The sequence below is a fragment of the Paracidovorax valerianellae genome, from assembly GCF_900102625.1.
Classification (GTDB): domain Bacteria; phylum Pseudomonadota; class Gammaproteobacteria; order Burkholderiales; family Burkholderiaceae_C; genus Paracidovorax; species Paracidovorax valerianellae.
Map to the genome: position 1 here is coordinate 96,209 of NZ_FMZC01000007.1, position 10,627 is coordinate 106,835.

At 62.2% G+C, this 10,627-nt stretch carries 15 protein-coding genes; 7 read left to right on the forward strand and 8 right to left on the reverse strand.

Annotation, left to right across the window (positions count from 1 at the left end):
* Positions 1 to 115: 115 nt before the first annotated feature.
* The gene (locus tag BLT03_RS12725) at positions 116 to 457 is read right to left on the reverse strand and encodes a DUF3579 domain-containing protein (protein ID WP_092744136.1); all 342 of its coding nucleotides are present in this window, start codon (positions 455 to 457) and stop codon (positions 116 to 118) included.
* Between the two features lie 250 nt (positions 458 to 707).
* Between BLT03_RS12725 and BLT03_RS12730 the strand changes: the two genes are divergently transcribed.
* The 6 genes from BLT03_RS12730 to BLT03_RS12755 all read left to right on the forward strand — a co-directional run bounded on the left by BLT03_RS12730 (position 708) and on the right by BLT03_RS12755 (position 5,456).
* Complete coding sequence (locus tag BLT03_RS12730; RefSeq protein ID WP_092744137.1) at positions 708 to 1,904, forward strand: aspartate aminotransferase family protein; 1,197 nt, start codon at positions 708 to 710, stop codon at positions 1,902 to 1,904.
* A 10-nt stretch (positions 1,905 to 1,914) separates the two neighbouring features.
* A complete protein-coding gene (gene argF / locus BLT03_RS12735; RefSeq protein WP_092744138.1) occupies positions 1,915 to 2,838 on the forward strand; it encodes an ornithine carbamoyltransferase in 924 nt (307 codons plus the stop codon).
* Positions 2,839 to 2,860: 22 nt separating this feature from the next.
* Positions 2,861 to 3,517 (forward strand): HD domain-containing protein, encoded by a 657-nt coding sequence (locus tag BLT03_RS12740; protein ID WP_092744139.1) that lies wholly within the window; start codon positions 2,861 to 2,863, stop codon positions 3,515 to 3,517.
* Between the two features lie 80 nt (positions 3,518 to 3,597).
* A complete protein-coding gene (locus tag BLT03_RS12745) occupies positions 3,598 to 4,527 on the forward strand; it encodes a glycoside hydrolase family 19 protein (protein WP_245711362.1) in 930 nt (309 codons plus the stop codon).
* Positions 4,524 to 4,946: a DUF4087 domain-containing protein gene (locus tag BLT03_RS12750; protein ID WP_092744141.1), complete on the forward strand. Its 423-nt coding sequence runs from the start codon at positions 4,524 to 4,526 to the stop codon at positions 4,944 to 4,946. The genes BLT03_RS12745 and BLT03_RS12750 overlap by 4 nt, the downstream gene beginning before the upstream one ends.
* Before the next feature lie 51 nt (positions 4,947 to 4,997).
* On the forward strand, positions 4,998 to 5,456 hold the full coding sequence (locus BLT03_RS12755) for a hypothetical protein (protein ID WP_092744142.1): 459 nt from the start codon (positions 4,998 to 5,000) through the stop codon (positions 5,454 to 5,456).
* 20 nt (positions 5,457 to 5,476) lie between these two features.
* Here the strand turns inward: BLT03_RS12755 and BLT03_RS24680 are convergent, their stop codons facing one another.
* The 3 genes from BLT03_RS24680 to BLT03_RS12770 are packed head-to-tail and all read right to left on the reverse strand — an operon-like array spanning position 5,477 to position 7,919.
* Positions 5,477 to 5,716, reverse strand: coding sequence for a FeoB-associated Cys-rich membrane protein (locus BLT03_RS24680; RefSeq protein WP_092744143.1), 240 nt, complete (start codon positions 5,714 to 5,716; stop codon positions 5,477 to 5,479).
* A gap of 5 nt (positions 5,717 to 5,721) precedes the next feature.
* Entirely contained in the window at positions 5,722 to 7,608 is a 1,887-nt protein-coding gene (gene feoB, locus BLT03_RS12765) for a ferrous iron transporter B (RefSeq protein WP_092744144.1), read from the reverse strand.
* Positions 7,605 to 7,919, reverse strand: a complete 315-nt coding sequence (locus BLT03_RS12770) for a FeoA family protein (protein WP_092744145.1) — start codon at positions 7,917 to 7,919, stop codon at positions 7,605 to 7,607. The genes feoB and BLT03_RS12770 overlap by 4 nt, the downstream gene beginning before the upstream one ends.
* Positions 7,920 to 8,425: 506 nt before the next feature.
* On the opposite strand from BLT03_RS12770, the gene BLT03_RS23925 reads away from it, so the two are divergent.
* Complete coding sequence (locus BLT03_RS23925; protein WP_139160386.1) at positions 8,426 to 8,620, forward strand: hypothetical protein; 195 nt, start codon at positions 8,426 to 8,428, stop codon at positions 8,618 to 8,620.
* Between the two features lie 44 nt (positions 8,621 to 8,664).
* Here BLT03_RS23925 and BLT03_RS12775 read toward each other — a convergent pair whose 3' ends face one another.
* The 4 genes from BLT03_RS12775 to BLT03_RS12790 all read right to left on the reverse strand — a co-directional run bounded on the left by BLT03_RS12775 (position 8,665) and on the right by BLT03_RS12790 (position 10,614).
* Entirely contained in the window at positions 8,665 to 8,913 is a 249-nt protein-coding gene (locus tag BLT03_RS12775) for a hypothetical protein (protein ID WP_092744146.1), read from the reverse strand.
* 90 nt (positions 8,914 to 9,003) lie between these two features.
* Positions 9,004 to 9,762, reverse strand: coding sequence for a DNA adenine methylase (locus tag BLT03_RS12780; protein WP_217640165.1), 759 nt, complete (start codon positions 9,760 to 9,762; stop codon positions 9,004 to 9,006).
* Positions 9,653 to 9,961, reverse strand: coding sequence for a Com family DNA-binding transcriptional regulator (locus tag BLT03_RS24685; RefSeq protein WP_217640162.1), 309 nt, complete (start codon positions 9,959 to 9,961; stop codon positions 9,653 to 9,655). The genes BLT03_RS12780 and BLT03_RS24685 overlap by 110 nt, the downstream gene beginning before the upstream one ends.
* 149 nt (positions 9,962 to 10,110) lie before the next feature.
* On the reverse strand, positions 10,111 to 10,614 hold the full coding sequence (locus BLT03_RS12790; protein ID WP_092744148.1) for a hypothetical protein: 504 nt from the start codon (positions 10,612 to 10,614) through the stop codon (positions 10,111 to 10,113).
* Between the last annotated feature and the right edge of the window lie 13 nt (positions 10,615 to 10,627).

The following is a 10,627-nucleotide window of genomic DNA, read 5'->3' on the forward strand; positions in this document are numbered from 1 at the left end:
GCCTGCGTTCTTCGCAGAGCGGGGTTTTTCATGCCCCATGAAAAAAGGCTTCCGAAGAAGCCTGCTGCCGTCGTCGCGATTGGTGTATCTAGCCGGCCCAGAGTCCGGCGGGCTTTCAGCCCTTGGGGGGCGCTGCCGGCGCTGCGGGATGGCCGTCGGGCAGGAGGCAGGCCTCGGCCACCTGAAGCTGGTTGTCGCGAGCGAAGTTCATCACGAAGTCCCAGGCCATGGGTTCGTGCCCCTGAAGATCGCGGTGCACGATCACGCACTTGACCCCGTTCAGCGTGGTCGGCACGCACCAGGGCGAATAGCTCAGGTGGCTACCGGGGCGTGCGCCACCGGGACGGAACTGGCTCATCACCCCGGCCAGGCGCTCCGCCCAGTCGCTGGGGCGAAAGGTTTTCCCGTCGAGGGTGACGCCCTGGATGAAAACTTCTTTGGAGGTGGGGGAAACCATCAGGATCGGGGGTCGTTGGGGGGAAGTCGCCGCAGGATCGCCGCATGGCGCGCCACAGGCCGGCATTCTAACTCTTATATAAGAGCTAACCGGCCCAAAGACCCCTGGCCCGGCCTTGGACGGCGCATGGCTGTGATGCGCAATCGTCAACAGCCCGGCCAGGCCCTGCCCCTAGAATCGTGCTTCGTTTTCGCTGGCACCGAGCCGGCGCAGCCCACCTTTCGCACTGCACTTCTCTGGAGATTTCCGCATGACCGCATTCGCCGAGGCCGCCTCGCCCCACGTGATGAACACCTACGGGCGCCTGCCGATCGCTCTGGAACGCGGCCAGGGCGTGCGCGTGTGGGACGTGAACGGCAAGCAGTACCTGGATGCGCTCGGCGGCATTGCAGTCAACACGCTGGGCCACAACCACCCCCGGCTGGTGCCCGCGCTGCAAGAGCAGATCGCCAAGCTGATCCACAGCTCCAACTACTACCACGTACCCCTGCAGGAGCAACTCGCCGCCCAGCTGGTCGAGCGCTCGGGTATGACCAACGTCTTCTTTTGCAACTCCGGCCTCGAGGCGAACGAAGCCGCGCTGAAGCTGGCCCGCAAGTTCGGCCACGACAAGGGCATCGACAAGCCCGTGGTCGTGGTCTATGAAAAGGCCTTCCATGGCCGCTCGATCGCCACGCTGTCGGCCACGGGCAACCCCAAGGTGCAGGCCGGGTTCGGCCCGCTGGTGGAAGGCTTCATCCGCGTGCCGATGAACGACATCGAAGCCATCCGCAAAGCCACGGAAGGCAACCCGAACGTGGTGGCCGTGTTCTTCGAGACGATCCAGGGCGAAGGCGGCGTGAACCCCATGCGCATCGACTACCTGCAGCAGCTGCGCCAGCTCTGCGACGAGCGCGACTGGCTCATGATGATCGACGAAGTGCAGTGCGGCATGGGCCGCACCGGCAAGTGGTTCGCGCACCAGTGGGCCGGCATCGTGCCGGACGTGATGCCGCTGGCCAAGGGCCTTGGCTCGGGCGTGCCGATCGGCGCTGTGGTCGCCGGCCCCAAGGCCGCGAACATCTTCGCGCCGGGCAACCACGGCACCACCTTCGGCGGCAACCCGCTGGCCATGCGCGCCGGTGTGGAAACCATCCGCATCATGGAAGACGACGGCCTGCTGGAGAACGCCGCCAAGGTCGGCGCTCACCTGAAGGCGGCGCTGGAGCGCGAGCTGGGCAGCCTGCCCGGCGTGAAGGAAATCCGCGGTCAGGGCCTGATGATCGGCGTGGAGCTGACCAAGCCCTGCGGCGCACTCATGGGCCGCGCGATGGAAGCCGGCCTGCTGCTGTCCGTGACGGCCGACACCGTGATCCGCCTGGTGCCTTCGCTCATCCTTACCGAAGCGGAAGCCGACGAGATCGTGGCGCTGCTGGTTCCCCTGGTCAAGGCGCTGCTCGCCGAATGAACGTTCCGTTATGAAGCATTACCTGCAATTCAACGATCTCACCGCCGACGAATACGCCTACCTGTTCAGCCGTGCGGCCGTCATCAAGGGCAAGTTCAAGAGCTACGAGAAGTACCACCCGCTGACCGACCGCACGCTGGCCATGATCTTCGAGAAGGCCAGCACGCGCACCCGCGTGAGTTTCGAGGCCGGCATGTACCAGCTGGGCGGTAGCGTCGTGCACCTGACCACGGGCGACAGCCAGCTGGGCCGCGCCGAGCCCATCGAGGACAGCGCGAAGGTCATCAGCCGCATGGTGGACCTGGTGATGATCCGCACCTATGAGCAGACCAAGATCGAGGCCTTCGCCGCGCATTCCCGCGTGCCGGTCATCAACGGGCTGACCAACGAGTTCCACCCCTGCCAGATCCTGGCGGACATCTTCACGTACATCGAGCACCGGGGCACCATCCGCGGCAAGACCGTGGCCTGGGTGGGCGACGGCAACAACATGGCCAACACCTGGCTGCAAGCGGCCGAACTGCTCGGGTTCACCGTGCACGTGAGCACGCCGCGGGGTTATGAGATCGATGAAAAATTGGCCCTTGGCGCAGATGGCTCTAAGGCAGGTAGCTATAAATTTTATAGCAACCCACTGGAAGCCTGCGCTGGCGCCGACCTGGTCACCACCGACGTGTGGACCAGCATGGGCTACGAGGCCGAGAACGAAGCGCGCAAGAAGGCCTTTGCCGACTGGTGCGTCGATGCCGAAATGATGGCGGCGGCCAAGCCGGACGCCCTCTTCATGCACTGCCTGCCCGCCCACCGCGGCGAAGAGGTCGAAGCCGATGTGATCGACGGCCCGCAGTCCGTAGTCTGGGACGAGGCCGAAAACCGCATGCATGCGCAAAAGGCGCTCATGGAATACCTGCTGCTCGGCCGCATCACCACCTGACCGCCACGGCTACCGCTACCGCATGAAACCCGGCCACGGCGAACTGATGCCCCGCTGGGAGGCCCTGGGCGCCGCGCTGGAGCGCGCCGGCCCCGCATGGACCGCCGAAGGCCGGCGCCTGCTGCGCCACTGGAGCCGTTGGCCTCGCGCCTACCACGACACCCGCCACCTGCACGCCTGCCTCCTGAACCTGGAGGCCGTGCAGGCCGCCCAGCCGACGGCGCTGCAGCAGCCGCTCGCGGTCGAACTGGCCCTGTGGTTCCACGACGCGATCTACTGGCCCTGGAGCGGGCACAACGAAGAACGCAGCGCGCAATGGGCTCGGCGCTTCCTGCTGGCCCAGCGCCTGCCCGAGGGCCTGGTGCAGACAGTGGAGCGCCACATCATGGACACGCGGCACACCCCGGATGCGCCGCTGGAGGGCGATGCGTGCTGGGTCGTGGACATCGACCTCGCGGTTCTGGGCACCCCGCCCGAGGTGTATCGCAACTTCGAGCGCAACGTGCGGCGCGAATACCGGTTCGTGCGCTGGCCGCGCTACGTGGCGGGGCGCACCGCGGTGCTGCAGTCGTTTCTGGAACGGCAATGGATCTATGCCACGCCTTGGTTCCAATTCCAAAGAGAATCCCAAGCTCGCAAAAATATTAGCATGGCATTACAGGCTTTACGAAAGCATTGACATCTCAATAGAGAACAAGCAGTAATTGCCTTACGAAAATTACAAATTGAAAATTAGAAAACTACAGCGACACCATAAAATTGAATTTTCAGCCAAAATCTTATCCATCAATGTCAGCGCCACAAAAAACCAACTACCACCATATTGGGCCGTACAATAAGATTATTTTTCAAGCGGAATTTATCAAGCAATTCAGCACAAGCGGAAGATATAACGCCGCTGCCATACCAGACATGCTGAATTTACTCAGCATGATTGAACGCGATACGAATATTAATGATGTGCGCCAAGCAGCCTACATGTTGGCAACTGCAATGTGGGAAACAACATCACCCATAAGCATTACAAAAATTGCAAAAAACAAAAAAGGGCAACCTCTACTGGATAAGAACAAAAATCCAGTAATTTTAAAACAAAAAAAATGGCTGATGACCATGGCTCCTGTTAATGAAATCGGTCAAGGTAAAGGCAGGAAATATCACGAACCCGTCAAAGTCAAGTTGATGCCAGATGGCTGGACTCGAATTACCGAGCAGGATGGAGACCAATTTAAAATCTCAGATGGAGGCGCTATTTCACCTCTCACCAAAGGTGCAAAAATGGGAACCAAGGATGGAGGAGCCGCAAGCAAGACTTATGACAATGATGATGGAAGTGAACATGCTTATTTTGGTCGAGGCTATGTTCAGCTTACTTGGTGGTCCAACTATGCCACTGCTGGAATAGCGATTGGACGCGGTCTCACTTTACTGAATGATCCAGAACTAGTAAAAACTCCTGAAATCGCTTATGCCTTGATGTCGTACGGAATGCGGACAGGCAAAGGCTTCGCGAATGGGCATCGATTTTCCCAGTATTTTTCCGGAGATGCCACGAATTATGCATCAGCACGAAGAATGGTTAATGGAAGCGATCATGCCGAAGATATCTCGCAGATCGCAAAAAAAATCGAAGCTGCTCTTTTGAAAGCACGCCCGAACGTCAATACACCTCTCTCCGTCAAGCCATGACAAGTTCTTCATCGAAAAATCTGCGCACTCCCAAAATCACTCGTTATTTCTGTGCTTTGCTATGGATAGGGGCTTGCAATCTCGCATTGGCGGCCTCCCCTGCAGACACAACAACCCGTTGCGGCTGGTTTGACAATCCAACGCCAGGTAATGCCACACTCGTAGACAAGGAGGGGGAATGGACAGTCGGCATGCAGGGAGGCCACCAAGCTGAAGGCAAATGGCCCACCTTTCCAAAAGCACGATGGGTCGCAACTGGAACGGGTAGCGCAGGCTACGGTTGCGCTTGTCTAAAACTGAGCGCTAGATCCGATACACAAGATGTGATAAAAATTTCCTCGGCGCGCTCGTTGCCTCTCACAACATGTCGGCAAGATAAAACGCTGATCGGCAAAGAGCCAGAAAATCCTCTGAAGTAGATCCCAGAATTGATGGACGGCCCGTTAAACCATCATCACGGCATCCGATTAATGGTCAACCGTTACTCAGCAGCGGCAATTTTGACCGGTGCAAGCATCGCATCGTTCGCCTCCTCCACGAGCGATTTCGACAAGACGCTCCAGCCCAAGAAATACCGGCTCGGCCCGATCCAGTCGGTCGTGGTGCAGGGCCGCACTGCCAAGAGTTTCGGCGCGGAGGCCGACTGCGGGCACCTGGCGATCGACGAGAAAAGGGTGCGCTTCTTTTTGGCGAATGCCCAGTTCCGCAGCAAGTATCAATACAGCCAGGAACTTCAGACCGGCGATTGCAACGCACAGGCCAGGGTGACATTCCAGGATGGCCGAACCGCCAAAGTCTCCATCGACAACTGGACGGGTTGGGGCGCGATCACGGCCCGGGAAACGACCTACTTTATGCGGTGCGAAGCCTGCACCGACATCCTTGAGGCCAGCTTTCCATTCGACGCCCGCAAGCCGATCCGGCCCTGAGCCTGCCGCCGCAACGCACTCTACTTCGACACCGAAGAACGGCTGCCCGGCATCTGCACGACCTGCTCCTGCCCCACCGCACCACCGCCCGTTCCGCAGCCCCCCGAATCGCAGCTGCTGCAGCCCCCGCAACCCGTCGACTGCGCCAGCGTCGGATGCACGCGGCCCAGGCGGGAGCGCCAGCGGGCGGGCATCCATTTCCACACGACATAGGCAGCCGCCAGAACGACGATCACGCCGACGATGATTTCCTGGGCCATGGATTTCAGCCTCCTCCCAGCGCGAGGGCCAGGCGATACGTGATGAAGCTGGCCCCGTAGGCCAGCGCGAACAGGTAGCCGGTCATCAGCAGCGGGTAGCGCCAGCTGTTGGTCTCGCGCCGCACCGCGGCGATGGTGGAGATACATTGCGGCGCGAACACGAACCACACCAGCAGCGACAGCGCCGTGGCCAGTGACCAGCTTTGGGCGATCAGGGGTCCCAGTTGCGTGGCGACCTCTTCGCCGGTAGCCGACAGGGCGTACACCGTGCCCAGGGCGCCCACTGCCACCTCGCGCGCGGCCATGCCGGGCACCAGGGCGATGGCGATCTGCCAGTTGAAGCCGATGGGGGCCACGAGCACTTCGAGCGCGCTGCCGATGCGACCGGCGAAGCTGTACTGGATGGCCGCGCCCGCAGCGCCCTCGGGCGGCGCCGGGTAGGTGGACAGGAACCACAGCAGGATGGTGACGGCCAGGATGATGCCGCCCACGCGGCGGATGAAGATCAGCGCGCGCTCGTACAGGCCCTGGGCCAGGCTGCGCACACTGGGCCAGCGGTAGGCGGGCAGCTCCATCAGGAGCGGCGCCTGGCTCGTGCTGCGGCGTGCCAGGCGGGCGACGGCCGCCACGGCCATGGCGCTGACGATGCCGCCCACATACAGCGCGAACAGCACGAGGCCCTGCAGGTTGAAGACGCCACCCACGGTCTGCTCGGGAATGAAGGCGCCGATGAGCAGCGCATACACCGGCAGACGCGCCGAGCAGGTCATGAGGGGCGCGATCATGATCGTGACGAGCCGGTCGCGCCAGTGGGTGATCGAGCGGGTGGCCATCACGCCCGGCACTGCGCAGGCGAAGCTCGACAGCAGCGGAATGAACGAGCGCCCCGAGAGCCCCACCGTGCCCATGACGCGGTCGAGCAGAAAGGCCGCCCGCGGCAGATAACCGGAGTCTTCCAGCGCCAGGATGAAGAAAAAGAGGATCAGGATTTGCGGCAAGAACACCAGCACGCCGCCCGTGCCCGCGAGGATGCCGTCGGTGAGCAGGCTGCGCAGCACGCCTTCTGGCATGTGGCTGTTGATCCAGGCCGACAGACCGTCCACAGCGCCCTTGATGGCATCCATGGGCAAGGCCGCCCAGCTGAACACAGCCTGGAACATCAGGAACAGCGTGCCGGCGAGCAGCAGCAGGCCCCACACCGGGTGCAGCACCACGGCGTCGATGCGGTCGTCGTTGCGCAGGCTGACCGCAGGTTCGCGCACCGAGGCGGCCATGATGCGGCGCACTTCCTGGTGCAGTTGCAAGACCTGAGCACGCAGGTCCACCCCCGCCGTGCGGTGTACGGCAGCGGTCCCGGCCAGCGCCTGAGGCGCTTGCGTGTCGAGCCACTGCAGCAGTTCCTGCGCGCCGTCGCTGCGCACACCTACTGTGGACAGCACTGGCATGCCAAGCTCGCGCGAAAGCGCTTCGCGGTCGATCTCGATGCGCTGGCGCGCAGCCATGTCGCTCATGTTGAGCACCAGCACCATCGGCAGCCCCAGCGCCCGGGCTTCGAGCACCAGCCGCAGATTCAGGCGCAGATGGGTGGCGTCGGTCACACAGACGAGCAGGTCGGGCACCGCCTCGCCCGGCCGTTCGCCGGTGACGATGTCGCGGGTGACGGCTTCATCGGCGCTGTGGGCGTTCAGGCTGTAGGCGCCGGGCAGGTCCAGCACCCGCACCCGGCGGCCGCTGGCGGTGTGCAGCAGGCCTTCTTTGCGCTCGACGGTCACGCCGGCATAGTTGGCGACCTTCTGGCGCGCGCCCGTGAGCAGGTTGAACAGTGCGGTCTTGCCGCAGTTGGGATTGCCCAGCAGGGCGATGCGCAGGGGCGCGATGGCGGTACCGCTCATGCGGGCTCTCCGGCCTGCACGTGCACCAGCGCGGCTTCGTGCCGCCGCAGCGCGAACGTGGCCTGGCCGACGCGCACGGCCAGAGGGTCGCCGCCGGGGAAGCCGCTGGCTACCACACGCACGGGCTCGCCGGGCAGAAAACCGATTTCCATGAGGCGCTGGATCACTGCGCGCTCCTGCTCGTTGCGGGCCGGCTGCAGCGCCGTCACATGGGCGTCGACCTGCCGGGGCAGCCGGTCCAGGCCAGTGGCAGCGGGCAACGCGATGCCAGGGGCCAGCGCAGGGCCCGAAGATTCTTCAGTCATCTTCATGGGAGTGTTATGAATGATATTAGTTCTCATTTTAGGCCGCATCTCCAAGGCGGGTTTGCGGCGCATCAGGGCCCGGCGCACCGCACAATCGCGGTTTTGAGTTGCGCGCCGCGCGCTTTGGCGCTCATTTGCGCTAGCTTTGGCGCTTTTTTGTCGCTCCCTTTGGCGCTGAGTTAAGCATCTTCGCTGTTTCCGAGCGGTGAAATGCGCGCGACAGGCCGGGGCGATACCCTTATGTGATGGATCTACCAGGACGGTATCGCCGAGTCGGTTGCACGCCTGGCTCGGACCACGACAACGCCGAAAGGGCCGCCGCCGGCTGGCCGGCCGTGGTGTTCCGGCTCCGTTTCTGCGGTGTCTACCTGCCCGCTTGGATGGTCAGAAGGCGGCTTAATCCGGAAGGGCTTCTGGTATCAACAGATTTGGGGCCAAGCTGGACCGTTGACCTACATCCCCTGTCAGGCGAGACGGAGCAGCTCATAAACGCTCTGAGCAATGCAGTGGTGATGAAGCGCCGCGATGACGGTGCGGTACTGCTTGCAGGTTATGAATACGACGAGGGCCACCTCGACCGCTGGGTACAAACCTGGCTTTGTGCACCGAATGCTGAAATAGGTCTTGCAGCCTTACGCGGGATGGACCGCTGGCTCTGCGAACGCTACGAGAACAAGGACCAATGGGGACAAAGAAAAGCCCCTTAAAAGGGGCTTTCCGAAAAGCGGGCAGTGTTTGATGGGCTGGTGGCTTATGCCTCCCCGCCAGCCAGTGATGCGACCATCTCTTCCAACCGCCTCTGGACGTTGTACAGGTCGCCTGAAAAGCCGTAGTCGAAGGGCCTTGCTGCCGCTCGAGCCGCGTGGGCATCGAGCCCGTCGATCAATGCTGCCATCAGGATCGAAATGTTGGCCTGCCGAGCTTTATAGGAGCCGGCTGCGGAGCGCTCTGCATCGGCGTCGATCAGGTTGAGGCCGGTGGCGGTTACGGTGGTCTTCATGTGGTGCTCTCTAAAAAGTGTTTCGATGCGCCCAGTACCGCTCTCTTCCCCCTCGGCAGCAAGCAGTGTCAGACGACCATGGTCTGGCACTCAGGCCAGCTTGAAATTACTGATCAGCACCTCGGCCGCTTCCTGCTTGGAACTGCCGCTGATCGAATAGCGCGTCTTGACCGCCTCAATCCGAAAATCCCCGAAGGTCTCGCGCACGCCCGGCGTGTCATTGAGGCTCAGGATGAACTTTCCCTTCAAGGCCCCCAGAAGGGCCGCCAGGCGCCCGAAGTCCTCCCGGCTGAACACCCCCTCGCCATAGTCCTTCTCGCAGTCCCAGTAAGGCGGGTCGACGTAGAAAAACGTGCCCGGCTTGTCGAACCGCTGGATGACCTGGTCGTAGGGCCGGTTCTCAACGAAGACCCGCGCCAGGCGCAGATGCGCTTCGCTCAAGTCCTCTTCGATCCGCAGCAGGTTGAGCCGTGGGGCGCCCGTTGCAGAGATGCCATACGTGGGCCGCACGATCCGCGCTCCGAAGCTGCTCTTGGCCAGGTAGAAGAACCGGGCCGCTCGCTGGATGTCGGTGAGCGTGTCGCCGGGTGTCTTGAGGAAGCGATCGAATTCGTCGCGCGACACCAGCATCCATCTGAACTGCGCCACCAGCTCGGCCAGGTGGTGCTTGACGCACCGATAGAGGTTGGTCAGGTCGGAGTTGATGTCGTTGATGATCTCGACCTTGCTTTCCGGTTTTTTAAAGAGCACCCAGGCCGCTCCCGCGAACACCTCGCAGTAGGTCTGGTGGTCCGGCATCTTTTGGATGATCCGGTCGGCCAGGCGGCTTTTTCCACCCAGCCAGGCCAATGGGCTTTTTGCATGCGTCATCGTTGTTTTCTCGGGTTGATGACGCTCGCGGCGTTCTGGGGTCGGGGCTCGGGCTGCTGTGATCAGCTGCGCTGGCCCTCCAGTGGTTGATGCACCCGCAGCGCGGGCACTTGATCTCTACGTTTCCATCTGCGCGGGCCAGCAGCTTGTGGCACTGGCCGCATCTCACTTCCATCATCTCGGCATCACCTATGATCGCCCCGCCTAGCTAGGTGGCAGGGTCTTCGGTCAATGCCGTGTGTACTCACGGCGGAGGCGTTTGCTTGGGGTGTTAGCGCACCCCTTGCATTCGCCCTGTCTTTTTTGTGCTTCAGTCCTCCAAGGCGTTCACGCAGCAGCCGCGTCGGGCCAGATCAAGGGCGGCAGCTCTTGTTCCAGCGCAGCCCACGTCCTTGGCATGGGCCGCTCACCGGCCTGCACGGCAGTGAGAATTTCATACAGCTTGGCCCACGTGGCATCACGCAGCTCGATCCCGCGTGCCGCTTCGGCGGCGAAGCGCGGCACGGCGCTGTTGGCGTAAGTTGCGAGGCTCAGGACGCCGTCATAGTTCCGGGTCCGAGCCCATCCATCCAGGCGCGCTTGGGCGCGTGCAGTGGCCGCTGCTGTGATGTGCACGGCATCGGCTGGCAGAAGTCGCCACTGCTGGGTGAGCGTTCCGCCCACCAATAGGGGAGTGGTCTCTTCGAGCCTCTGGAACATGTCGTCGTGCGCCATGGTGCTGGGCTCGTACCAGATCCACTCCTCGGCCCAGTTGGGCGACACACCACGCGATGCCATCGCGATCTCGGGGCTGTACCCAAACCTGCCCGAGGGCTTATTGATGTAAGGCATCTTGTCGTCCTCG